The 23,085-nt window shown below is 72.3% G+C and carries 24 protein-coding genes, 1 tRNA gene and 1 pseudogene; 16 read left to right on the top strand and 10 right to left on the bottom strand.

What is annotated here, in order from left to right; all coding sequences use genetic code 11:
• The first annotated feature begins 572 nt into the window (after nucleotides 1-572).
• From HGB44_RS28335 to pheA, 6 genes are all read left to right on the top strand, one after another.
• Nucleotides 573-2,558 (top strand): sensor histidine kinase, encoded by a 1,986-nt coding sequence (locus HGB44_RS28335; protein ID WP_061082843.1) that lies wholly within the window; start codon nucleotides 573-575, stop codon nucleotides 2,556-2,558.
• Between the two features lie 124 nt (nucleotides 2,559-2,682).
• On the top strand, nucleotides 2,683-3,300 hold the full coding sequence (locus tag HGB44_RS28330) for an ATP-binding protein (RefSeq protein WP_061082844.1): 618 nt from the start codon (nucleotides 2,683-2,685) through the stop codon (nucleotides 3,298-3,300).
• Between the two features lie 112 nt (nucleotides 3,301-3,412).
• On the top strand, nucleotides 3,413-3,769 hold the full coding sequence (locus HGB44_RS28325) for an STAS domain-containing protein (RefSeq protein ID WP_269458487.1): 357 nt from the start codon (nucleotides 3,413-3,415) through the stop codon (nucleotides 3,767-3,769).
• A gap of 11 nt (nucleotides 3,770-3,780) precedes the next feature.
• The gene (locus HGB44_RS28320) at nucleotides 3,781-4,629 is read left to right on the top strand and encodes a glycosyltransferase (protein WP_061082845.1); all 849 of its coding nucleotides are present in this window, start codon (nucleotides 3,781-3,783) and stop codon (nucleotides 4,627-4,629) included.
• 36 nt (nucleotides 4,630-4,665) lie between these two features.
• Entirely contained in the window at nucleotides 4,666-5,808 is a 1,143-nt protein-coding gene (locus tag HGB44_RS28315; protein WP_231972613.1) for a DUF4446 family protein, read from the top strand.
• 89 nt (nucleotides 5,809-5,897) lie between these two features.
• On the top strand, nucleotides 5,898-6,845 hold the full coding sequence (pheA, locus tag HGB44_RS28310) for a prephenate dehydratase (protein WP_061082847.1): 948 nt from the start codon (nucleotides 5,898-5,900) through the stop codon (nucleotides 6,843-6,845).
• A gap of 194 nt (nucleotides 6,846-7,039) precedes the next feature.
• Here pheA and HGB44_RS28305 read toward each other — a convergent pair whose 3' ends face one another.
• Nucleotides 7,040-7,213: a hypothetical protein gene (locus tag HGB44_RS28305; RefSeq protein WP_061082848.1), complete on the bottom strand. Its 174-nt coding sequence runs from the start codon at nucleotides 7,211-7,213 to the stop codon at nucleotides 7,040-7,042.
• A gap of 111 nt (nucleotides 7,214-7,324) precedes the next feature.
• Between HGB44_RS28305 and serS the strand changes: the two genes are divergently transcribed.
• Complete coding sequence (gene serS / locus HGB44_RS28300; protein WP_061082849.1) at nucleotides 7,325-8,596, top strand: serine--tRNA ligase; 1,272 nt, start codon at nucleotides 7,325-7,327, stop codon at nucleotides 8,594-8,596.
• A 133-nt stretch (nucleotides 8,597-8,729) separates the two neighbouring features.
• Here the strand turns inward: serS and HGB44_RS28295 are convergent, their stop codons facing one another.
• Both HGB44_RS28295 and HGB44_RS28290 read right to left on the bottom strand, forming a co-directional pair.
• Nucleotides 8,730-9,275: a bacterial proteasome activator family protein gene (locus HGB44_RS28295; protein ID WP_061082850.1), complete on the bottom strand. Its 546-nt coding sequence runs from the start codon at nucleotides 9,273-9,275 to the stop codon at nucleotides 8,730-8,732.
• A gap of 33 nt (nucleotides 9,276-9,308) precedes the next feature.
• Nucleotides 9,309-10,283 (bottom strand): NAD(P)H-quinone oxidoreductase, encoded by a 975-nt coding sequence (locus tag HGB44_RS28290; RefSeq protein WP_061082851.1) that lies wholly within the window; start codon nucleotides 10,281-10,283, stop codon nucleotides 9,309-9,311.
• Between the two features lie 180 nt (nucleotides 10,284-10,463).
• On the opposite strand from HGB44_RS28290, the gene HGB44_RS28285 reads away from it, so the two are divergent.
• The 3 genes from HGB44_RS28285 (at nucleotide 10,464) to HGB44_RS28275 (ending at nucleotide 14,699) form a co-directional block, all read left to right on the top strand.
• Nucleotides 10,464-12,566 (top strand): MinD/ParA family ATP-binding protein, encoded by a 2,103-nt coding sequence (locus HGB44_RS28285; protein WP_082768575.1) that lies wholly within the window; start codon nucleotides 10,464-10,466, stop codon nucleotides 12,564-12,566.
• Nucleotides 12,567-12,674: 108 nt separating this feature from the next.
• On the top strand, nucleotides 12,675-13,583 hold the full coding sequence (locus HGB44_RS28280) for a universal stress protein (RefSeq protein WP_061082852.1): 909 nt from the start codon (nucleotides 12,675-12,677) through the stop codon (nucleotides 13,581-13,583).
• A 189-nt stretch (nucleotides 13,584-13,772) separates the two neighbouring features.
• Complete coding sequence (locus HGB44_RS28275) at nucleotides 13,773-14,699, top strand: universal stress protein (protein ID WP_210752282.1); 927 nt, start codon at nucleotides 13,773-13,775, stop codon at nucleotides 14,697-14,699.
• Between the two features lie 47 nt (nucleotides 14,700-14,746).
• Here HGB44_RS28275 and HGB44_RS28270 read toward each other — a convergent pair whose 3' ends face one another.
• Together HGB44_RS28270 and HGB44_RS28265 are read right to left on the bottom strand one after the other, a co-directional pair.
• A complete protein-coding gene (locus HGB44_RS28270; protein ID WP_061082871.1) occupies nucleotides 14,747-15,121 on the bottom strand; it encodes a VOC family protein in 375 nt (124 codons plus the stop codon).
• Nucleotides 15,122-15,418: 297 nt separating this feature from the next.
• Nucleotides 15,419-15,661, bottom strand: a complete 243-nt coding sequence (locus HGB44_RS28265) for a GntR family transcriptional regulator (RefSeq protein ID WP_061082854.1) — start codon at nucleotides 15,659-15,661, stop codon at nucleotides 15,419-15,421.
• A 157-nt stretch (nucleotides 15,662-15,818) separates the two neighbouring features.
• Here HGB44_RS28265 and HGB44_RS28260 point away from each other — a divergent pair, with 157 nt between their 5' ends.
• Both HGB44_RS28260 and HGB44_RS28255 read left to right on the top strand, forming a co-directional pair.
• On the top strand, nucleotides 15,819-16,160 hold the full coding sequence (locus tag HGB44_RS28260; protein ID WP_061082855.1) for a hypothetical protein: 342 nt from the start codon (nucleotides 15,819-15,821) through the stop codon (nucleotides 16,158-16,160).
• Nucleotides 16,157-16,420: a hypothetical protein gene (locus tag HGB44_RS28255; RefSeq protein WP_061082856.1), complete on the top strand. Its 264-nt coding sequence runs from the start codon at nucleotides 16,157-16,159 to the stop codon at nucleotides 16,418-16,420. The genes HGB44_RS28260 and HGB44_RS28255 overlap by 4 nt, the downstream gene beginning before the upstream one ends.
• 140 nt (nucleotides 16,421-16,560) lie before the next feature.
• Here HGB44_RS28255 and HGB44_RS28250 read toward each other — a convergent pair whose 3' ends face one another.
• Both HGB44_RS28250 and HGB44_RS28245 read right to left on the bottom strand, forming a co-directional pair.
• The gene (locus tag HGB44_RS28250) at nucleotides 16,561-16,767 is read right to left on the bottom strand and encodes a hypothetical protein (RefSeq protein ID WP_061082857.1); all 207 of its coding nucleotides are present in this window, start codon (nucleotides 16,765-16,767) and stop codon (nucleotides 16,561-16,563) included.
• Between the two features lie 485 nt (nucleotides 16,768-17,252).
• Nucleotides 17,253-17,344 (bottom strand) — tRNA-Ser (locus HGB44_RS28245).
• Nucleotides 17,345-17,486: 142 nt separating this feature from the next.
• On the opposite strand from HGB44_RS28245, the gene HGB44_RS28240 reads away from it, so the two are divergent.
• Both HGB44_RS28240 and dnaN read left to right on the top strand, forming a co-directional pair.
• Complete coding sequence (locus HGB44_RS28240; RefSeq protein WP_082768576.1) at nucleotides 17,487-17,945, top strand: hotdog fold domain-containing protein; 459 nt, start codon at nucleotides 17,487-17,489, stop codon at nucleotides 17,943-17,945.
• Nucleotides 17,946-18,205: 260 nt separating this feature from the next.
• A complete protein-coding gene (dnaN, locus tag HGB44_RS28235; protein ID WP_082768577.1) occupies nucleotides 18,206-19,348 on the top strand; it encodes a DNA polymerase III subunit beta in 1,143 nt (380 codons plus the stop codon).
• Nucleotides 19,349-19,560: 212 nt separating this feature from the next.
• Here the strand turns inward: dnaN and HGB44_RS28230 are convergent, their stop codons facing one another.
• The 3 genes from HGB44_RS28230 to HGB44_RS28220 all read right to left on the bottom strand — a co-directional run bounded on the left by HGB44_RS28230 (nucleotide 19,561) and on the right by HGB44_RS28220 (nucleotide 21,580).
• On the bottom strand, nucleotides 19,561-20,364 hold the full coding sequence (locus HGB44_RS28230; RefSeq protein ID WP_061082860.1) for a DUF2786 domain-containing protein: 804 nt from the start codon (nucleotides 20,362-20,364) through the stop codon (nucleotides 19,561-19,563).
• Between the two features lie 87 nt (nucleotides 20,365-20,451).
• Nucleotides 20,452-20,871: a hypothetical protein gene (locus tag HGB44_RS28225; RefSeq protein WP_061082861.1), complete on the bottom strand. Its 420-nt coding sequence runs from the start codon at nucleotides 20,869-20,871 to the stop codon at nucleotides 20,452-20,454.
• Between the two features lie 196 nt (nucleotides 20,872-21,067).
• Nucleotides 21,068-21,580 (bottom strand): NUDIX hydrolase, encoded by a 513-nt coding sequence (locus HGB44_RS28220; protein WP_061082872.1) that lies wholly within the window; start codon nucleotides 21,578-21,580, stop codon nucleotides 21,068-21,070.
• 863 nt (nucleotides 21,581-22,443) lie between these two features.
• Between HGB44_RS28220 and HGB44_RS28215 the strand changes: the two genes are divergently transcribed.
• Nucleotides 22,444-22,632 carry a hypothetical protein gene (locus HGB44_RS28215; RefSeq protein ID WP_061082862.1) on the top strand — a complete coding sequence of 63 codons (189 nt, stop codon included), beginning with the start codon at nucleotides 22,444-22,446 and terminating at the stop codon, nucleotides 22,630-22,632.
• 69 nt (nucleotides 22,633-22,701) lie between these two features.
• Nucleotides 22,702-22,932, top strand: a pseudogene (locus HGB44_RS32915) (AfsR/SARP family transcriptional regulator); the annotation flags it as partial.
• Between the last annotated feature and the right edge of the window lie 153 nt (nucleotides 22,933-23,085).

Here is a 23,085-nt window from a genome sequence, read left to right as displayed (position 1 = left end):
CGTGGGTAGTGTGGGGCATCGAGGGCCTTCCGGTCCGGTGGTAGATGTCGCAATCCACACCGTTACCGGAGGCCCTCTTTGTGTGTGTCAGGTGGGGTGGGTGTTACCAACCTCAGTGGTCAATACATCTAGGGAGTGTTCCGCGGAGGCCTTCGGATCAGCGAGCGGCCGTCCGGGCGATCTCTCGCAAGACGGTTCGCGCAGGTCAGCATGGTTGGCTTTTCAGGCGAAACCGGCGCGGCGAGAGGCGGCCCGGTGCCCGCGGTGAAACCGGAGCCGCAGGCTCTCCGCGGGGCGGATCACCACCCTCAACGGGCGCGGAGCGCGGTGATCTCCCTGTTCGGGCGCCCAGGGAGCGGGAATCGGGTTGAGGCGGACGCAGCGGTGCCTCCCGTGTGATGGCTCGTTCCTCGCGATCGCACGTCCGTCACCTCCAGAACCCCGCGGGCGCCCGAACAACCCCTCAGGGGCCGGGCCCCTTGGACGACCGGATCCAGCGGTACCGGAGCCGATTTGGCTCCGATTGCGCAAAGCCCTGCCCCCGGGCCGCTCCCGGGTGGCACTATGACGTCGTGAGTTCCGAGCGCGCGCCCCTCAGCGCCGAAGCCGTGCTGGCCGCCTCAGCGGACGCGGTGGTCTGCGTCGACAGCGAACTCCGAGTCACCCTCTGGAACCCGGCCGCCGAGCGGTTGTTCGGTTGGCGTGCGGAGGAGGTGCTCGGGGGCGAGCTGCCGATCGTCCCCGCCGAGCTGCGGGCCGAGCACGGCGCGGTGCTCGAACACGTGCGCGCCGGAACCCCGCTGTCCATCCACACCCGCCGGGTGCGCAGGGACGGCACGGTCGTCGACGTGCGGATCAACACCAACCGGGTGCCCGGCGCGGACGGCGGCGTGGCCGGGTGGGTGCTCAACCTCTACCCCTCCGACAGCGACGTGCAGGCACGCTCCTCGGCGATGGAGCGGGCCCGTCTCGTGCGCCGGCTCACCGACGTGGTCGTCGACATCAACGCCGACCTCAGCCTCAGGACCGTGCTCGACCGCATCTCCCGCGGCATCACCGAGCTCACCGGGGCCGACGCGGGCGGCTTCGTCCTGCTCAACGAGGACCGCGTGGAGCTGGTCAGCATCTCGGAGCTGTCGGAGGACCTCCAGGGGTTCAGCTCGGCGCTGGACGACAGCCTGTTCGGCGAGCTGCTGCGCAGCGGCAAGTCCGTGCTGCTGGCCAACGAGGACACCCGTGGACTCCAGGACCTGGTCTGGGCCGACCTGCCCGGGCTGCACACCATCGCGCTGGGCGTGTCCAACGTGCACGGCCGCCCCTACGGCGCCCTGTACGCGCTCTACAGCCAGCGCAAGGTGGGGCACGTGGAGCTGGAGCTGCTCGAACTGCTCGCCGCGCACGCCGGAGTGGCGATCGGCAACGCGCTGGCCTACGAGGAGCTCAACCGCCAGCGCGTCCACGAACAGGCCGTGGCCGACTCCAGCGCCGACGGGATCGCCGTGCTCGACTTCGGCGGCCGGGTGCGCAAGTGGAACCGGTCGGCGGTGGAGCTCACCGGCTACGCGGCCGAGGTGATGGAGGGGCGCCACCCGCCCTTCCCGCTGCCCGCCTGCCACGGCCAGCCGGTCAAGCACAAGCTCCGCGACGGCCGCTGGCTGGAGATCCTGATGGCGCAGATCCCGCGCACCCACGAGTGGGTGGTGGACTTTCGCGACATCACCGCGCAGAAGGCCATGGAGGACGAACGCGAGGCGTTCCTGGCCACGAGCGGGCACGAGCTGCGCACCCCCATCACCGTCATCCACGGCTACGCCACCACGCTCCTGCGCAAGTGGTCCCGGCTCAGCCCGGACTCGCAGTACCAGGCCGTCGGCACCATCGCGGAGCGCTCCTCGGCCCTGGCCGCGCTGGTGGACCGGCTCCAGCTGGGCTCGGACGTCGCGCGAGGCGAGATGAGGGTCGGCCGCGACCGGTTCGACCTGCCCGAGGTGCTGCGGCAGGCGGTCAGCGCCTTCCGGCCCCTGTCCGACCGGCACGACGTCACCCTGGACGACCCGCCCGACCTTCCGCCCACGGCGGGCGACCCGCTGGCCACGAGCATGATCATGGACCAGCTGCTGGACAACGCCCTCAAGTTCTCGCCCCGGGGCGGGGCCGTGCGCGTGAGCGCGCGGGAGGAGGGCGACGCCGTCGCGGTCGTGGTCGACGACGAGGGCGTGGGGCTGCGCCCGGGCGACGAGGAGCGGATCTTCGACCGCTTCGTGCAGTCCGGGATGCGCGGCGAGGAGTCCCGCTTCGGGGGACTCGGGCTCGGTCTCTACATCGTGCGCCAGCTGGCCAGGGACCAGGGCGGCGACGTGACCGCCCAGCGCCTGGAGCGCGGGACGCGCATGCGGTTCACCGTCCCGCTGTACCCCGGTGAGGAAGCGGAGCCCCCCACACGCGGCGAACCGCTCCACAGGCAACCTGAGTCCCAGGAAACAACAAAAACCTCATCAACCCCTGAACCCCTGTCCCGTCAGCGATCCCCGCGCCGACGTGCGAGTCGTACGCCGTGATTCATCTCGCGGTGGGTTTCCTCCCGAGGTGAACGGGGCATTTCCACCCCTGGTGGAATTCGCTGGCACACATCGGGCGGGTTCCGGACGGCCCGAGAAAGCACCAACGCGCAGGGATTTCGACGTGTCAGGAGACCACACCCCACTCGACGCGGGTGACCGCCCGCACAAGGTCGAGCGGAGCGTCACGCTCCCCCACACCCCCGCCACCGTGGCCGGTGCCAGGCAGCGGCTCTGCCGCGACCTCCGCGCCCTGCGGATCAGCGAGGAGTGCGTGGACGACGCGGCCCTCGTCCTCAGCGAGCTCGTCAGCAACGCCCTCCGCCATGCCAGGCCCCTGCCCGCCTCCGAGAACCCCGAGGACAGCGTCGGCGTGTCCTGGCGGGCCGAGGTGGAGGGCGGGTCGGGGGCGTGCGGCTGGGTGGAGATCGCCGTACGCGACGGCGGCTCCAGCACCATGCCCCGGGTGGCGCGGCCCTCGGTCTCCGGCCTGGGCGGCCGGGGTCTGGGCATCGTCCAGTCCCTGTCCGGCCGCTGGGGCACCGAGATGGACGCGACCACCACCACGGTCTGGGCGGTACTGGAGATCCCCGCCGAGGGCTCCGCCGACGAGGAGGAGGACACGGCCCGGGGGCTGCCGGAGGGCTTCGGGACGACGAACCCGTACCCGGACGCCGCCGACGTCGTCGAGCTGCGGCTGGGCGCCGCGGACGACGCGAGGGCCCGGAGCGCCCTGCTCTGAGGGAGCCCGCTCCGCGGTGACGGCGCCGTCACCGGCGGAGGAACGTCACCGATGTCGCGAAACACCGCCAACGAGGTGGCCCGGCGCTGGTGCGGCCGCTACAGTCACGACTGTGGAGTTGAAGATATCAAGCCGGTCTCAGCAGGACGTCGCGGTGGTAACCGTGGGCGGTGAGATCGACCTGTACACGGCACCCCAGTTGCGTGACGAGCTCATCGGAGCCCTGGAGGACGGGGCACGGCGGCTGGTCGTCGACATGTCGCGGGTGGAGTTCTGCGACTCGACCGGCATCAGCGTGCTGCTCTCCGCGATGAAGCGCTCCCGCGACAAGGACGGCGACCTGGAACTCGTGGCGCCGAGGCCCGCGGTGACCAAGGTCCTGGAGGTGACCGGGCTGAACGCGGTGTTCGTCATCCACCCCGACCTCGACGCGTTGCCGGTGGCCGCGGGAACCGGCACCGCCCAGTAGACGGGACGCGCGTGCTTCGTGGGGAGGGCGCCGACCCCGAGGGGGCCGGAATCGCCGTGGTCATCGCCGCCAAGGACGAGGCGGTGCGCGTGGGCAGCACCGTCAGGGCCGCCCGCGCACTGCCCGGGGTGGACCTGGTCGTCGTGGTCGACGACGGTTCCACCGACCGCACGGCCGACGTCGCGCTCGAAGCCGGGGCCCGGGTGCTCAGGCACAGCCGCAACCGCGGCAAGGGGGCCGCGATGGAGACGGGCGCGGAGGGCGTCCGGCTCATCGAGGAGCACGAGGCGGGCGACGGACCCCCGCGCTCCCCCCGGCACCTGCTGTTCCTGGACGCCGACCTGGAGGCGACCGCCGCGGAGGCGGCGCCGCTCGTCGAGCCGGTCCGCGACGGCAAGGCCGACATGACCATCGCCCTCTTCCCCGCGACCCGCATGCGCCTGGGCGGCCACGGGTTCGTGGTGCGCCTCGCGCGCGGCGGAGTCCGCAAGGCCACCGGGTGGGAGCCCGAGCAGCCCCTCAACGGCCAGCGCTGCCTGACGCGCGCCGCCTTCGAGGCGGCCAGGCCGCTGGCCCCCGGTTTCGGCGTGGAGACCGGTCTGACCATCGACGTGCTGAGGGCGGGCCACCGGGTGCTGGAGGTGGAGGTGCCCCTGGAGCACCGGGCCACCGGCACCGACCTGCGCGCGCAGCTGCACCGGGCCCACCAGTTCGCGGACGTGGCCCGGGCGCTGGCGGTGCGCGAACTGCGGCCCACCGTGCGGCGCGGATGGGACCGGACCCGTGAGCGCACGCGCACGGCGGGACGGCAACTGTCCCGCAAAATCGGGCACATGACTTGGAGAAACCGCCCGAAGTAACCCCATGGGCACGTTGTGTAGCTATACGCTCGCTCCGTGTTCACTACGATCCTGGCTTTGACGGGAATGCTCTCGGGACTGGGCGCGCTCGCCCTCGGCTGGCACGCGCTGTCCAGGACCCGTGTGATCGGCAGCGAGTCCCAGGCACTCGCCCAACGGGCGACCGCGGTCAGCGCCTCGGGCGTGGACCCGTTCGCCGTGCGAGACGTGGCGGTGCTCCACTACGACGCCCTGGAGGAGATGTCGGGCGCCCGCTCCTTCTCCCTGGCCCTGCTCAACAGCGAGGGTGACGGCGTCGTCGTCACCTCCATCAACGGGCGCACCGAGTCGCGCACCTACGCCAAGGCGGTGGTGGGCGGGGACTGCGACACCCTGCTCAGCCCGGAGGAGTACCGGGTCGTCCGGTCGGCCCGTCTGGGGGAGGGCGTCGGCGCCGCCGCGGGGAGTTCCCCGACACGGGCGGTGCCCTCCGCCGGTGCCCAGCCGGTGCCCCCGCCCGCGGCCGGGGAGGAGTCCGGGTTTCCGGCCGGGCGGGACGAGGAGCGCGGTGCGCGTGGGGACGCGGAGGCCGGCGCCGTGGAGGTCGTTGGGGAGAACACGGACCGGAAGCGGGGCGAGGCCGCCCCGGCGGCTCCGACAGCTCGGACCGACCCCGGCACCCCGGCTGCCCGGCCCGCCTCGCCCGCCCCGTCCGGCGCGGGCGAACAGCCGGTCGCGCCGGTCACCGGAGCTACTTCGGCCCCGCCAACTCAGGCTTCCTCCGCTGCCACGCTCGCCACAGGCGACGACCGGAAGGTCACGGAGGCCGCCTCAGCGGCCCCGCCATTCCGGGCCGCCCCGGCAGCGTCGGCCAGCTCAGCTGCCACGGGTGACGGCGGGGAGGAACGCGAACCCCGCGGCCTCGTCTCCGTCATCCGCAGGACGATCGGACGCGTCGGCGCCGACCGCCGGGCCCCCGTCGAGGCCGTGCGGTCGGGGGTCGGAGCGGCGAGGCCGGTCGTCTCGGCCAACGTCACCGTGCGGCCGGGGCCCTCCGCCACCGCGGCGGGGAGCACGGGAACCTCCGCCGCCGGGAGCGCGGCGGCCGCCGAGCCGCGGTCGGGGAACCCGACCGACGAGGAGGCCCGCGGGGACGGCGCGCGGGAGGCGGACGCCCCCGCGCCGGAGGCGCGCAGGTGACCGCACCGAAGGGGCCCGGCCCCGGAGCCGGGCCCGCGTCGCGTCCCGAACCGCCGCACCCGAAGCACCGGTCCGTATAGCCTGGTGTTATGCCCAACCGCTACGCCTACCTCGGCCCCGAGGGCACCTTCACCGAAGCCGCACTGCGCGACCTGCGCCCGGACGCGGCCGACGAGGCCCGCGTCCCCTGCGAGGGGGTCGCGGCGGTCTTCGACGCGGTCCGCTCCGGCGCGGTCGACGGCGGCGTCGTCCCCCTGGAGAACTCGGTCGAGGGCGGCGTCACCGCCACCATCGCCGAACTCGTCAACGGCGATCCGCTCCTCGTCACCGGTGAGACCGCGGTCCCCGTCGAGTTCGCCCTGTTCGCGCGGGGCGGGACGGTACTGGAGGACGTCAAGCGGGTGGCCACCCACCCCCACGCCCTCGCCCAGTGCCGGGGCTGGCTCGCCCGCAACCTGCCCGACGCGGACACGCACACCGTCTCCTCCACGGCCGCCGCCGCGCGCGCCGTCGCCGAGCCCGGCGCGCCCTACGACGCGGCCATCTGCGCCGTGATCGCCGGAGAGCGGTACGGCCTGCACGCCCTGGCCTCCGGTATCGGCGACCGCTCCGACGCCGCCACGCGCTTCATCTACCTGTCCCGGCCCGGCGTTCTGCCCGCGCCCACCGGAGCCGACCTGACCTCGCTCGTCGCCTTCATCGCCGACGACCACCCCGGCGCCCTGATCGAGGTGCTCAACCAGTTCGCCGTGCGCGGGGTCAACCTCACCCGGCTGGAGTCGCGCCCCACCGGAGACCGGCTCGGCAGCTACTGCTTCTGCATCGACGCCGAGGGGCACGTGGCCGAGGCCCGGGTCGGTGAGGCCCTCATGGGCATCCGGCGGGTGTGCCGGGACGTGCGCTTCCTGGGCAGCTATCCGCGCAGCGGCCGGGCCACCGAGAACGATCCGCTGCTGCGTCCCCGACCGGCCACCGACGCCGACTTCGCCGAGGCCGAGCAGTGGCTGACGCGCATCCGCGCCGGTCAGGTCGACTGAGGCCGACCCCGCCCCGCCTTCGCCCCCGACCCCGGCTCCGGTCCCGGCGACGGTCCCTCCTCTCCCCGCGGCTCCGGCGACCGCGGGCGGCCCCGACCGCTGGCCGCCCGCCCCCTCGTCCGCCGTGACCGCCGTTCCGCTCCCCTCCGCGGGTCGGCGGTCCCCGGTTCCGGGTTCCCCGGGCCCGGCGGTCCTCAGACCCGGGCCGCCTCCCTCGGGCCGCCCCAGCGGACCTCCTCCCCCGCGTCGGCGCGGTCCAGTTCCAGGCACAGCGCCAACCTCAGCGCGAAGTCCTCAGGACGCGTCGCCTCCAGCACCTCCAGCACACGGGTGAGCTCCTCGGCGGTCATCTCTTTCAACGGCTTCACGGTCGTCCCCCTCCTAGGTCTGTCACAGGAAGGACGAGGTCACCGGGCCTCCATGACGCGGTTGCGGAAAAGATGTCGGGAGGATTGGGCCCGGACGGTAACCTGCAAGACGTGATCGACCTTCGCGCTCTTCGAGAAGACCCCGAACGACTCCGCGCCTCGCAGCGGGCCCGGGGGGAGGACCCCTCCGTCGCCGACCGCCTGCTCGGGCTCGACGCCGACCGCCGCTCCGCGCTGTCCCGGTTCGAGACCCTGCGCGCCGAGCAGAAGAGCGTGGGCAGGTCCGTCTCCAAGGCCTCCCCCGAGGAGCGGGAGGAACTCCTGTCCCGCGCCAAGGCGCTGGCCGCCGAGGTCAAGGAGGCCGAGGCCGAGGCCGGTCGCCTCGCCGACGAGCTGGACGCCCTCCTGTCCGGCGTGCCCAACCTCGTGGAGGAGGGCGCGCCCGAGGGCGGCGTGGACGACTTCAGGGTCCTGGAGACCGTCGGCGCCCCGCGCTCGTTCGACTTCACCCCGCGCGACCACCTGGAGCTGGGCGAGATGCTCGGCGCCATCGACATGGAGCGGGGCGCCAAGGTCTCCGGGGCGCGGTTCTACTTCCTCACCGGCGTGGGCGCCCAGCTGGAGCTGGCGCTGCTCAACATGGCCATGAACCAGGCCGTCCAGGCGGGCTTCACACCGATGATCCCGCCGGTGCTGGTCCGGCCCGAGACCATGGAGGGCACCGGGTTCCTCGGCTCGCACGCCGACGAGGTCTACCACCTGCCCGCCGACGACCTCTACCTCGTGGGCACCTCCGAGGTGCCGCTGGCCGGGTACCACTCGGGGGAGATCCTGTCCGCCGACGCCCTGCCCAACCGCTACATCGGCTGGTCGCCGTGCTTCCGCCGCGAGGCGGGCTCCTACGGCAAGGACACCCGCGGCATCATCCGCGTCCACCAGTTCAACAAGGTGGAGATGTTCGTCTACACCCACCCGGACCGGGCGCACGAGGAGCACAAGCGGCTGCTCTCCTGGGAGCGGGAGATGCTGGACAAGCTGGAGCTGCCCTACCGCGTGGTGGACATCGCCGGCGGCGACCTGGGCACCAGCGCCGCCCGCAAGTACGACTGCGAGGCGTGGGTCCCCACCCAGGAGACCTACCGGGAGCTGACCTCCACCTCCAACTGCACCGACTTCCAGGCCCGCCGCCTCAACGTGCGGTTCCGGGGCGAGGACGGCAAGCCCCGCTTCGCCGCCACCCTGAACGGCACGCTGGCCACCACCCGCTGGATCGTCGCCATCCTGGAGAACCACCAGCGCGAGGACGGCTCCGTGGTGGTTCCCGAGGCGCTGCGCCCCTACCTGGGCCGCGACGTCCTGGAGCCGGTCGCCAAGGGCAGGTAGCACCCGGGGCCCGGCACCGGACGCCCGGGACCGGGTCCGTACCTCACGGCCGTCGAGCCGCAGGACCCCTGTACGCGCGGAGCCCGCCCCGGCCGGGGCGGGCTCCGCGCTCGGCGTTACAGGTACGGACCGGTCACAGGTACGGGCCGGAGCCGTGCGGCTCCTCGTCCAGGCCGCCGGGAGCGCCCGGCCCCTGGGCCTGCAGACCCGCCATACCGGGCGGCAGGGCCTTGCGCATGTTCTCCAGCTGGGCGCGGGCCGCCATCTGCTGGGCGAACAGGGTGGTCTGGATGCCGTGGAACAGCCCCTCCAGCCAGCCCACCAGCTGAGCCTGCGCGATACGCAGCTCGGCGTCGCTGGGGGCCGCGCCCTCCGCGAACGGCAGGGTCAGCCGCTCCAGCTCCTCGATCAGCTCGGGGGCCAGACCGTCCTCCAGCTCCTTGATGGACGAGGTGTGGATCTCCTTGAGCCTGGTCCGGCTCGCCTCGTCCAGCGGAGCGGCCTTGACCTCGTCCAGGAGCTGCCGGATCATGCTGCCGATCCGCATCACCTTGGCGGGCTGCTCCACCATGTCGGCGAGGGTGCGCGGCTCCTCCGCGCCCTCCTCGCCGCCCCCGTCGCGGTCGGTTCCCATGACCAGGATCCGAGCCTGCTCCTCCGGGTTCTCTACGCTGCTCATCAGTCCCCTTACGTGGATGTCACCGGCACGCTGTCAACGGGGAAGAAGGATCTTTCCGGTGTGCGCGCTCGTTTCCATGACGCGGTGCGCCTCCGCCGCGTTCCGCATCGGGACCGAGCGGTCGACGACGGGGCGGACGACTCCCTGTTCTACCAACGGCCACACCTGCTCGACTACTCCCGAGACGATGGCGGCCTTCTCCTCCAGGGGGCGGGAACGCAGGGTCGTCGCGTGGACGGAGAGCCTCTTGGCGAGCATACGCCCCAGATCGGCCTCGGCACGGCGTCCGCCCATCAGCGCGATGATCACCAGGCGGCCGTTCGTGGCCAGCGAGCGCAGGTTGGCGTCCAGGTAGGAGCCGCCCATGATGTCGAGGACGAGGTCGGCGCCGCCCGCCTCGCGCATGCGCTCGGTGAAGTCCTCCTCCTTGTAGTCGATCAGGATCTCCGCGCCCAGTTCGCGGCAGCGCTCCAGCTTCTCCCGGCTGCCCGCCGTGACCGCCACCCGGGCGCCCAGGGCGCGGGCGAACTGGACCGCGAAGGTGCCGATGCCGCTGCCGCCGCCGTGGACCAGGACGGTCTCCCCGGCGCGCAGGCCGCCGACCATCACCAGGTTGGACCACACGGTGCAGGCCACCTCGGGCAGAGCGGCGGCCTCCACGAGGTCCACGCCCGCGGGGACCGGCAGCAGCTGGCCCACCGGGACGGCGACCTTCTCGGCGTAGCCGCCCCCGGACAGCAGGGCGCACACCCGGTCGCCCACGGACCAGCCCGAGTCCTCGGTGCCGGGGCCGAGCGCGGCGACGGTGCCCGAGCACTCCAGCCCGGGGTACTCGGAGGCACCGGGCGGCGGCGGGTAGTTGCCCTGGCGCTGGGAGACGTCGGCCCGGTTGGCCGCGCTCGCGGCCACGTCCACCAGGACCTCCCCCTCGCCGGGGACGGGATCGGGAACCTCTGTCCAGGCCAGGACCTCGGGTCCGCCCGGTTCGCTGATACGGATCGCGTGCATGAGCCAGACAGTACCCGGGGAGGTTCCACGGCAGGCAACGGATTCCTCTGTTCACCTGCTCGTGAGGATGCTTCGGTAGGAACGGGCGGGTAAGAGTGATCCCAGGGAGCGGAACCCGTCTCTTCCCCGCTGGGGTATCCCTCCTTCCACAGCACGCCCCCTTCAAGCAGGAGAACTCCGGTGGCACACCAGGAACACAACGGGTCGGGTCGAAGCTCTGAGGCGGGCTCCGGACCCGAGGCCGGGGAGCACGTCGAACCGGACCGCTCGGCGGGTGACCCGGAGGAGCACGCCCCGGACACCGCCGCGCCGGGGCCGACCGCGCACGAGCCCTCACCCCACGACCAGTGGTTCGGCGGCTTCGAGGGCGAGGCGCCGCCTCCGCCGCCCTACGCCCGGTTGCCAGAGGACACGCCGCTGCTGGGAGCGGGGCACCAGACGCCGGCTCCGGCGGACGATGCGGGTGGGGTGGAGGAGCTCGGCGGGGAACCGGAGCGGACGGCCTCCGGTGCTTTTGTGTCTCCGGGGGTTTCTGCTGCCCCCGAGCCGGAGGAGGTTCCGGAAGAGCCTGAGGCAGAGATTCCCTTAGCTTTTTCTGGGGTTTCTGGGAATCCTGGGTTTTCCGGCCCTCCCGAGGTGTCCGAGGACTCCGGCTCCCCTCGGTCTTCCGCGGGGCCCAAGCCGCTGGCGCCCCCACGGTCCTCCGGTGCCTCCGGGCCCTCGGAGTTCCTCGCGGGCTCGGGGGCTTTCGCCGCCGCTGCCGAGGACGCCGCCGCCGACGTGGACGCCGACGACGGTGAGGAGGACGGCACGCTCCGCCTGCTGCCGGGCGCCGCCCGCAGGCGCCCGCAGCGGCAGCGCCTCCAACGTCCGACCCGGCCGGGCGGGGAGGATCCGCTGGCGCCCCGCAGGCTGCGCCGCGACTCCGACGTGCCCGAACCCGAGCAGCTGCCTCCCCTGGATACGGAGCATGACGACGTCCGGGGCGGACCGCGGGCCACGGGGCCGCTTCCGGCGGACCCGGAGACGGGGGCGGGTCCGCACTCCGTTCGGGGACCCGACCCGGGCCCTGACCAGAGGCACGTTTCGAGCCCCGTCCGCGAACCGGGGGACGGGCCCGCCCCGGGCTCAGCCCCCCGGTCCGCACAGGACACGGGTCTGGGCGCGTGGCTGGACGAGGACCCCGGCCCCTTCCGGTCCGCGCCTCCACAGGGCGAACCCGTCCGTCCGGCACCGCCCCGAGCTCCCGAGCCGCCGTCCGCGCTCACCGGACCCCGAGCCGACCTCGCGCCGCCGCCCGCTCCGTCCGCTCCCCCGGGTTCACCTGCTCAGCGCCGTCCCGAACAGGAGCGGCAGACCTCCGACGCGCTCAACGCGGCCACCCTCGTGCGCAACCGGCGCCAGGGCCCCAGCGGCGGGTGGCGCCGTGCCGTGCACGCCGCCACCCTGGGCCTGGTCAACCCGGGGGAGTCGGCCAAGGTGCTGCGCCAGCGCGAGCTGGTTGCCCGCGCGAGCACGCCCGTGGCGACCGGGCACCACCGGGTGGCCGTGCTCAGCCTCAAGGGCGGGGTCGGCAAGACGACCACCACGGTCGCCCTCGGCGCGACGCTGGCCTCCCTGCGCGGCGACCGGGTGCTCGCGGTGGACGCCAACCCCGACCGCGGCACGTTGTCCGACAAGGTGCGGCTGGAGACCGCCGCGACCATCCGCGATCTGCTCAACGAGCGCCATCTCGTGTCGCGCTACGCCGACATCCGCGGGTTCACCTCGCAGGCGCCCAGCAGGCTGGAGATCCTGGCCTCCGACCGAGACCCGGCGGTCTCCGAGGCCTTCAGCGACGCCGACTACCGGGAGGTCTCCCGGATCGTCGAGCACTTCTACTCCATCTGCATCACCGACTGCGGCACCGGCCTGCTGCACTCGGCCATGCGCGGGGTGCTGGGACTGGCCGACCAGGTGGTCCTGGTCAGCTCGGCGTCCGTGGACGGCGCCCGCAGCGCCAGCGCCACCCTGGACTGGCTGGAGGCGCACGGCCACGGCGCCCTCGTCCGCGGCGCCGTGGTGGTGCTGTCGATGGTGCGCTCCGACAGCAAGAGCAGCGTGGACCTGAACCGGCTGGAGGAGCACTTCGCCGGGCGGTGCCGCGACGTGGTGCGGGTGCCCTGGGACGGGCACCTGGAGGAGGGCGCTGAGGTGGACCTGGAACGGCTCGCCCCCGCCACGCGGGACGCCTACCTCCAGTTGGCCGCGTCGGTCGGGGAGGCGTTCGCCTGGCAGAGGTGAGGCGGCCGCGGGCGGGGTGCGGCGCGCGGGCGGCCCCTCCTTCGACTCCTCCCCGTTTTCCGGGGCCCGCTTTCGGACAGGGGAAGGACGAGGGGGAAGGGGTTGGGGATGAACGCACAGGAACGCCCGCCCGCGGTCGTGGTCGGCGTGGACGGCACACCCGCCTCCCACGCCGCCCTGGCCTGGGCGACCGAGGAGGCCGCCAGACGCGGCACGCAGCTGCGGATCGTGCACGGCCTCGGGATGCCGGTGGTGATCGGCGCCTACGGGGCGGCCGGGCGCGTGGCCGTCGAGGACCAGCGGGAGGCCGGGCACGACCTGCTCACCGCGGGCGCCGCGTACGCGCACCGCGCCCGTCCCGGACTGGACGTGGCGACCGTCCTGGCGCCGGAGGACGCGCCCGCGGTCCTGCTCAACGACGCCCTGCCCGAGGACGTCGTCGTGGTGGGTTCGAGGGGGCTGGGCGGGGTCCGGGCGATCATGCTCGGCTCGATCAGCGTGCGTGCCTCCTCCCACGCGCCCTGTCCCGTGGTGGTCGTCCCCAACCAGGAGAAGCCGCCGCCGCGGCGCGGCCGCGTCGTGGTGGGCGTGGACGGGTCCGAGTCCTCCCGCCGCGCGCTGCGCTTCGCCCTCCACGAGGCTCTGGTGAGCGGGTCGGAGGTCGTGGTGGTCAACAGCTGGGAGGTGCCGCTGCCCGCGGACGCCGAGTCGCTGGCCGCCGACGCCCGGGCCCTGCACGAGGAGATGTTCGACCGCCAGTCCGAGGAGGTGGTCGCGGGTCTGCTAGCGGAGGTGGTCGACGACCGGACCGAGCACCTGGAGATCAGTGCGATCCGGACGCAGGCCAACCCCGTGGACGCCCTTCTGGAGGCGGGGCGGGACGCGGATCTGCTGGTGGTGGGCTCGCGCGGACGCGGGGGCGTGCGCGGGCTGGTGATGGGCTCGGTCAGCCAGGGGGTGCTGCAACACGCCCCGGTGCCCGTGGCCGTCCTGCCGCCGCAGCCGGAGGACGAGTGACCGCCGGGGGACGGACGACCGGAGGAGCGGTCGGAGGGAGAACGGCCTGGGGGGAACGGCGGGTCAGCGGGGAGAACGGTGGCCCGGGGACGACCTGAGGGGAACGGGCGGCCCGACGGGGGTCCGTGCCGATCCCGGGAACGACCGTCCTCCCCGGCGATGACGGACAGCGTTACCAAGGGGGAAACCATGCCAAGCAACGAAGAGCACTCGCCCAGGGTCGTGGTCGGCGTCGACGGCTCCGACCACTCGCGGGCGGCGCTGGAGTGGGCGGCCGCCGAGGCGGACCGCAGGGGCGTGCCGCTCCGGGCCGTCCACGCGCTGGGAATGCCGCTGATCGTGTCGGCCGGCTCCGTGCCCGCCCGCTTCGACCCCACCGCGGAGATCTCGGACCAGGCCGACGAGGTGCTGACCAAGGCCGCGGAGCACGTGCGCCGCGCCCGGCCGTCGGTGGCGGTGGAGACCGAGACCGCCCTGGAGGAGCCGCCGCTGGCGCTGCTGAGCCACAGCCGGGCGCACGACCTGCTCGTGCTCGGCACACGGGGCCTGGGCACGTTCGCGTCGGTGTTCGTGGGCTCGGTGAGCATCCGCGTGGCCGCCCAGGCGGCGTGCCCGGTCGTGGTGGTGCCCTCGCACGGGGGCAGTCCCGCGACGACCTCGCTCGGCCGGGTGGTGGTCGGCGTGGACGGTTCCAGGAACGCCCGCCGGGCGCTGCGCCTGGCCGTGGACCTGGTGCGGGAGAGCGGCGGCGAACTCGTCGTGGTCAACAGCTGGGAGGTGCCCTACCCCTACGACCCGATGGCGATGACCGCCATGGGCTACGAGCCCCAGGAGAAGCTGTTCGACCGCAAGTCCGAGGAGCTGGTGGGCGAGATGCTGCTCGACGTCACCGGCAGGCGACGCGAGGACCTCGACTTCGGGGTCAGCGTGGTGCGCACCCAGGACAGCCCGGTCAACGCGCTGATAGGGGCCGCCGAGGGCGCCGACGCGATCGTGGTGGGCTCCCGGGGCAGGGGGAGCGTGCGCGGACTGCTCCTGGGCTCGGTCAGCCAGGGCGTGCTGCACCACTCCGAGATCCCGGTGGTGATCCTTCCGCACCACGCCGAGGAGGAGTAGCCGGGGGGAGTAGCCGGGGACGCCCGCCCGGGCGCCCCCGGGCGGGTTCAGGCGCCTCCGGCGGCGTACTCCAGGCAGAAGGGGTGCCCGGCGGGGTCGGCGTAGACCCGGAACAGGTCGCGGGGGTCGTCCTCGGCGACCGCGAGCCTGCGCGCCCCGAGTGCCAGCACGCGCTCCTCGGCCGCCTCGATGTCCTCCACCCAGACGTCGAGGTGCGCCTGCTGGGGCCGCTCGGGGTCCGGCCACGCCGGGGCCTTGTGGTCGGGCGCGTGCTGGAAGGCGAGCCGCGGCCAGTCCTCCCCGACCACCACCCAGTGCTCCTCACGCTTGGTGACGGGGAGCCCGAGCAGCTCGGCGTAGAAGTCCGCGAGCGCGCCGGGGTCGGGGCAGTCCAGGGCGATGGTGTGCAGTCGTCCGATCATGGCGTGCATACTGCCCACCCGCGTCGGAACGATGCGGCGACATGTCGACACGTCGACGGGGCGGTCGGACGGCGGTCACCGCTCACCGTGGGGTTTCCTCGGCCTGGTGTGGTCGCGGACGGCGATCCCCAGACAGACCAGCCAGGTGACGAGGACGTTCCAGACGAGGAAGGCCAGCCAGCCGCCCGGGTCCGGGGCCCAGCGCGATCCACACGGTGCTGCACGCGACGAGGGCGATGCTGAGGAGCAGGAACCAGGAACCAGGAACCAGGAACCAGGAACCAGGGACGCGGCCGCTCAGGGCGCACGTCGTGGGGAATCCCGGACGGTGGACCCGATCCCCGGTTCGGTACGCGTCAGCCCCCGGTCGCGCAGTCCGGAGAGAGCCTTCTGCGCCGTCGCGGAGGCCACCTGGAACTCGTCCATGAGCTTGAGCACCGACGGGACGCGACTCCCGGGCGGGTACTCACCCTCTCGGATACGCCTCTCCAGTTCGTCCGCTATCTGTACCCACCTGGGCAGACCCTCACGCCACTCCATGTCAGGGACGCTAGGAATCCTTAGGACGCCTAGCAATGCAGGCATGCCTAGCGTGCTATAGCTGAACTGGTCTATTATCGGGAATTGAACATGAGGCGGCCCGGTGGTGCGGCGAACACCCCCGGGCCCAGTCCACCTGGTGAAAGCAGGCAGACAAGTGCACATCGTAACGGCCCTGGTGGCCGTCATCCTTCGTTGCCTCCGTCCGGCACGGGGCCTCCACGCGGCACCGCGCGTCCTCGCCGGAGAGCTGCGCGCCGAGGCCCGCAGGCGCCGCGCCTCCCGGGTGCGCCGCTACGCCGTCGATCCCGGCACGGTCGCGGGCGCACCGACTCCTCCTCCGGTCCCCGCTCCGCGCCCGACCCCGGACGGCACCCGGCGTGAGCCGCTGCCCCCGATCGATCCGTCGGAGGCCCTCGTGCGGGGCTACTACCTGGCCCACGAGGCGCGGCGTCAGCCGGTGGGGGACCTCCTGGCGGGCCTGGGGGCGGTCTCGTGAGCACGCCGGTTCCGCCGGGCCTCCTCGAATCCGAACCCGGACCGGACACCGCCACGGACCTGTACGACGCCCTGTCCGAGGAACTCCGGACACGACCGCGCCACGCCGGTGAGGCCTGTGCGGCGCTGTACGAGGCCGACCGGTTGCTGTCGCTGCTGGACGCACACCTGCGCGCGGGCGGACCGCTGCCCGAGCCCTGGCGCACGACCGGCGGCCGTCCGCGAAAGGTAGCGACCGAGCCCGAAGAGGAGCACCTGTGACCAACGAAGGCTTCCCGGCGAACTGACAGAAGGGGCGAGGGCCCTCGGTTCCGCGGGTTATGGGATACGAACCCACGAAACCCTGCTGTGCCGAGGGCCTTGACCCCTGTCGACAAAACGACGAATTGGCTGGTGCGCGGCTATGGCTCCTCGTGCGGTCGCGCGGGGCCGTGGCGCCGGCGCCGGTACATCTGCAGCAGCCAGTAGCCCTGGATGACGGCTGCGGACACCGCGACCAGCACGCCCAGAAGGACGAACAGGCGGTCTTCACGCATCAGCGCGGAAACACTGATGCAGATGCCTGCCAGCACGGTGAAGGACGGGCTGATGCTCTGCCACCAGGTCATTCGTTCCTGAGGATGGTTCGAGATGGCTCTCACGCAAGCCTTCCGTGGTCGCTGTCGGCGTGAGCTGAGGACGACTTCCACGGCCGGGAGCGCGTGGGCCGGGTTGTTGGGTCCAGCCGCTGGCCCGGCAGGTAGCCGAACAGGCCGTCGCCGACAAGGGGGTGTGCATACGGGCGCCTCCCCTCAGACGTACCGACAAAGCCGTGGACCAAACACAGGGCATCGGCAACTGACGCGGACGAGCACCGGCGCCACGAGGACTGGCTTGTGCGGAGAGGGAGCGGTTCCCGCGCGGAATCCGGGGAGCAGAGGGCTGGCGTATGGCGAGGAACCCGCTGCTGGACCCGATCGTCTCGCTGCCTACCTCAGTGAACGACGAAGGCCGGTGGCTCCCCGGTCCGCGTGCGACGAATGTGCAGCGGGCCGGGGCCACCGGCCTTCGGTGCCTCTCCCGTGAGCCGCTGAACTGCTGCGACACCGGGATGTGGCGGAGGGTGTGGGATTTGAACCCACGAAGTCCCGTCAAGGACTTGGTGCTTTTCAAGAGCACTGCACTCGGCCGCTATGCGAACCCTCCCCGCGGGAAGCGACTCCCCGCCACGTCATGGTAGCCCACACCCCTCCGCCCGCGCGGCCCGCCCGGGAACACGTTTCCACCCGCCGGTGCTCGGGGTGGCGTCCTGAGGTTACTCGGCAGTAACATGAGGGCCATGGCACACATGAACCCCGAGACGGCGGAGACGGTCAAGGCCGGTTTCCTGGCCGCGGTCCCCTTCGTCCGGACCCTCGGCCTGACCTTCACCGAGCTGGACCACGGGCGCGCCGTCATGCGCCTGCCCGACAACGCCGACCACCACAACCACGTCGGCGGCCCCCACGCGGGCGCCATGTTCACCCTGGCCGAGTCCGCCTCCGGCGCCGTCATCATCGGCACCTTCGGCGACCAGCTCGACCGCGCCGTACCCCTGCCGACCACCTCCACGATCGACTTCCTCAAGATCGCGACGGGCGACCTGACCGCCGAGGCCGTCCTGGGCCGCCCGCGCGAGGAGATCATCGCCGAGCTGGACGAGGGCAGGCGCCCCGAGTTCCCCGTCAACGTCGAGCTGCGCACCGGGGACGGCACCGTCACCGGTCGCATGAGCATCACCTGGACCCTGCGCCCCAACCGCAAATAGCGCCACTGGAGCCACAGCCGTCACGTTCCCGGCCGGGCCCGCTCGCGCTCAGCGCCCGGCCGGAACCCTCCCCCGGATCGGCCCCGCCCCGTCCCCGGCCCCCGTCCTCCGCGAGCCGTGGCCGGTCAGCGTCCCGCCGTGCCTTCTCCCAGGTCGGACCCCGCCCGAGGTTCCGTCCGGGGGAGGGCGCATTGTCGTCGCCACTGGGTACGTTGTCGGCAACGACAGCGCTACGAGGAGGCCTCACCGTGAAACTTCGAGTGGACCGCGACGCGTTCGCCGAGGCGGTCGCCTGGACGGCCCGGGCCCTCCCCACGAGGCCCGCCGTCCCGGTGCTCTCGGGTATCCGCATGGAGCTCTCCCCGGACGGCGCCTCCCTGCACCTGTCGGGGTTCGACTACGAGGTCTCCACCCGCGCCTCGGTGGACGTCCTCTCCGAGGAGTCCGGTGCCGCCCTCGTCCCCGGCCGCCTCCTGGCCGAGATCGTGCGCAACCTGCCGTCCGGCTCGGTGCACATCGACAGCGACGGCCCCAAGCTGCGCATCGTCGGCGGAGCCGCGCGCTTCACCCTCATCACCATGCCGCTGGAGGACTACCCCACCCTGCCCGGCATGCCCGGACGCATCGGCTCCGTAGCCGCGGACGCCTTCGCGGCGGCCGTGCGTCAGGTGGCCCCGGCGGCCAGCCGGGACGACACCCTGCCCATGCTCACCGGCGCCTACCTCGACTTCAGCGGCGACACCCTGAGCCTGGTCGCCACCGACCGCTACCGCATCGCCGTGCGCGAACTGTGGTGGAGCCCCGAGGACCAGGGCCTGGACGCGGCCGCCCTGGTACCCGCGCGCACGCTGAGCGACACCGTGCGCGGCCTGCTCACCAGGTCCAACGTGGACATCGCCCTGTCCACGGCCAGCGGCGGCGAGGGCGTCAGCCTCTCCCCGGGCGAGGGCATGATCGGCTTCGAGAACGGCGAGCGCCGCACCACCACCCGGCTGATCGACAGCGAGTTCGTCAAGTACGCCGCCTGGTTCCCCAAGGAGTTCTCCGCGCGCGCCGAGGTGGCCGTGACGCCGCTGGCGGAGGCGGTCAAGCGCGTGGCGCTGGTCGCCGACCGCAACACCCCGCTGCGGCTGGCCTTCTCCGAGGGCGAGGTCGTGCTGGAGGCGGGGTCGGGCGAGGACGCCCAGGCCGTGGAGGCGATCGAGGTCGGCTACGAGGGCGAGCCCCTGCGGCTGGCCTTCCGTCCCGACTACATCATGGACGGACTGGCGGGTGTGGACACCGACACCGCCCACCTCAACTTCACCGAGCCGACCAAACCCGCCGTGTTCACCGACGTGCCGGCCAAGGAGGGGGAGAACCCCTCCTTCCGCTACCTGGTTCAGCCTTTGCGGGTGTCCTGATAAGAGGTTATGGACCCTTTCTCAACCGGGCCGACACCTTATCCACAGAGTTATCCACAGGATGCCGTTCTTCCTGTGGATAACCCCGGGTAATCGCCCCCAGGAACACCCGAACCGCCCCGGTTGAACTCTCGCATTTCCCCTCTGACATGCGAGAACAACAATCGGGGCGGTTCTGTGCACAGCCTGTGGACAACTCCGCGGAGAGAGGCCTACTCGCTCTCGTTCAGCACGGACGAACCGCCGCTTCCCACCGGCGTGTCCAGCCCGAGTTCGGCCTGGCGCCCCCGCCGGTAGCCCGCCCGGTACCCCGCCGCGCTGTGCGTGCGCTCGGGCCGGTGCTTGCGCAGCTGCGGGAACTGCTTCTGGAACTCCTCGCTCACCCGGTGCACGTCGTTCAGCAGCACCAGTTCCGCGCCGCGGGCGGCGTCCACGCTCTCCCCCGGCCCGCCCGAGCCGCCCGGCGAGGCCATCTCCTGCAACCGCGCGCGGAACTCGCGGATGCGCTCGGCCACCGCCTGCCCGTAGGCGCGCACGAACGACCGGTAGTAGCGCTTGCGCTCGGTCTCCAGCTCCGAGCGCGTGTAGTTGCGCAGCTCCCGGATGTCGGCCACGTGCGACGAGCTCATGAACTTCGCCGACGCCTCCATCTGCATGGAGATCGACGGCAGCAGCATCCGCAGCGCGTCCAGCGCGCTCACCGTGCCCACGAGGATCATGACGCGCTCGGTGTTCTCGGAGTTGTTGCCCCGTACCGCGGACTGGCAGCCGTAGGCCGCGGAGATGTCGGCCAGCGCGCGCACCCGTGCCTTGCCGTGGCCTCCCACCCCCGAGACGGCGTAGTCCATGCGGCTGATCGCGTCCGGCGCCTCGCCCCTCTCGGCGCGGGCCTCGGCCTCCGCGATCGCGTGGCGGGTCATCAGCTCGGCGGCCTTGGCGGTGAACGCCTGGCTCTCGGCATCAGTAACCGCGGGGTCCTCCGCCATGCGGAGGAGCCCGCGGACCCGCTCGACCATCTTCTGACGAGCAGATTCAGTCATCGGCGCCCGGTTGTCTCCCCTAGGTGAGTATCTGTTTTCCACCATCGGCGGAAGATACCGAGCCTAGGCGTTCTTGTTGCCGACCACCATCGCGATGAGGCCAACGGTGATCCAGATCGCCGCCGCGACGAACAGCCCGCCGAACAGTCCGCCGATGATCGAGCCGGTGAAGATGCTGACGAGGGCGTACCCCGCACCGCCGATTCCCGCGGGCACGGCCGCGTACCGGAACGGGTAGGTGGCGGCGTAGCGCTTGCCCCGGCGGTCGGCCTTGGAGCTCATCACACCGCCCACGCCGCCGATCAGTGAGAAGAAGACCACCGCCGCGGTCAGGCCGGAGGCGATGGCGCCCAGGCCCGAGCCCAGGTTGAGGAGGAAGAAGAGGGCACCACCGGCGGCACCCCCCAGCACCGAGGTGGTCCAGGGCCAGATCATCGTCGCCGAGGCGACGGGAGTGAATGCGTTACCGCGCTCCAGCGTCATGTCCACTGCTCCAGTCGAATAACGTGACGACCGCTCTTCGCCGGGCCGTCCCCTTCAGCATGCGGGGTCGGGGCCCGGAGCGCATCAGGGATCCGCCCCTGACATTCCCCCGAGACCGCCCTCCGGCACCCTCCCGGACTCCCGGGTCCGGTCCGGGGGACGGGTGCGCGAAAGGCCCCTGCGCAGGGTTCAACGCTCAACCGGCCGGAGAAGTGCCCGGACCGCGGCCGTTCTCCGAGAAGGCCGAGGCCAGGTTCGCGTACAGGTGCGGCCACGCGGCGCGGAACGGCGGCAGCAGGGGAAGCGCGTCGGCGGAGTCCACCGGTACCCAGCGCACCTCCTTGCTCTCGGAGTTGCCTGGCCGGAACGGCGTCAGCCCCGGCAGGCTCGCCATGAACGTGTCGTAGCGCCACACGGTCAGGTCCTCCTCGTGGACGCCGAGGAGGCTGTACCCGTCCAGGTCCCCCTCGACCTCCTCCTCGAACTCGCGCACGGCGGCCTCCAGGGGCGTCTCGTCCCGGTTGCGGGCGCCCCCGGGGATGCCCCAGGTGTCCCCCATGTGGGTCCAGCCCGCCCGGTGCTGGAGCAGCACGTGGCCCGCTCCGGCGGCGTCGGTGGCGTACAGCAGCAGTCCGGCCGCGCCGTAGACCCCCCACCTGCGGGTTCCGTCCGGCAGGCTCACCCAGCCGTTTCCGTCGCCCTCCAGCATCACGTCCTCCAACTTCGCGCCCTCCGGGACCACCGGTGCCGTCCGATCGGCATGCTCCCTAGCAACCTATGGCCCGACAGCGGGCTCGCGCAGCCCTCCTCCGGTGTACGTGCCCGGTGCCACAGGGAATTCCCGGCCGGGGGCGTACGCGCTCGTGAGGTCGTGACCGTCCGGGCGTGCCCGGTCCTCCGGGGGCGCGCCGGTCCGGGGGGAGCGCACGGCGCACCGGCGGGGAAGGAACGCAAGGGGCGCGAAAAGCTCCGCAAGAGAACACCCGACGCGTCCGGGTCGCGGACTTCCCGGGGGCGGGCACAATCGTGCCCTCCTGAGGATGGGAATTTCCCGGATTTCGGTGTCGGGAGGGAACGCGTGGTTTATGCCGGTCGTTTCTCGGAAGATTGAAGAGGAAGCGGGATCCGGCTCCGCGGAGGGTGTCCTCCCTGGTCCACGACACCTCCTGGCCGGGGAGCGCGCGGTGCGCGGCGGCCGCCGTACACCGTGTGGACGGGCTCTGACCGTCCGCAACCGGCCAACCGCTGGCCGTGGCGGCGCCTGGCGGTCAATGATGACGCGGTCCCGCAACCGCCTTCGCCACAGCGATTTCAGCACTGAAAGAAGACTGAAAGCGGAGTGGAAGAGGATCTCTCTAGTGTGGAACACGTTCGACGCGATCGGACCCGCGAGAGGACGGCTCGCGGGTCCGACACAGTGCGACGTTCGTTGGACACATGCCACCCGTGGTGTGCTTTGAGGCGGAACCCGCCACGGGTGGCCAGTCCGCCGGAAGGCGGGGTCCCTTGATGCTTCGTAGACGTAGGGCTACTTTGCGGCTCTACGCGAGTGCCGTGAGAAGAGGAGTCCGAGTGCCGAAGATGCTGACCGTGGACGAGGAGTTCGAGGCGATCGTCGCCGACGTCGCCCCCGAGGCGAAGGGCATTCCCTACCAGGAGCCGATCCCGGGAAGGCCCGTCCCGGCCGAGGAGCCCGCGGAGGCTGTGCCCGCGGAGGCGGCGCCCGCGCCCGCCGAGGAGAAGCCCGCCCAGGAGAAGTAGTCCCTTTTCCGGGTAATCCGACGGTCACTCCGAGTACTTTCGTGGAGGGGGGTGCTCGGAGTCGTCGGCATGTCCGCATTCCCTATTTCGTTCCAATGGCCCTTGCTAGGGTTGCTACTTGTGGAATTCGGCGTGCTCGGCCCCATCACCGTCTGGGCGGACGGCCGACCTGTTCAGGTCGGTGGTCCGCGCCAGCTCTGTGTGCTGGGAGCGCTGCTGGTCCACCTGGGCCGCGAGGTCACCATCGACCAGCTCATCGGCTACCTCTGGAACGATGACCCACCACGTACCGCTCGATCCGTGATCCAGGTCCAGATCTCCCATCTGCGCAGGGCCTTTCCGGACAGCATCTCCACGACCTCCGGCGGCTACGTCCTCGACGTGGATCCGGATTCGGTCGACCTGCACCGTTTCCGGAGCCTCCGGGACCGGGCCGCCTCGGCCGAGCCCAAG

This window comes from Nocardiopsis alborubida (assembly GCF_012396365.1).
Taxonomy (GTDB): Bacteria; Actinomycetota; Actinomycetes; order Streptosporangiales; family Streptosporangiaceae; genus Nocardiopsis; species Nocardiopsis alborubida.
The sequence above is the reverse complement of the archived record's forward strand: the minus strand, read 5'-3'. Positions and strand labels throughout refer to the sequence as shown.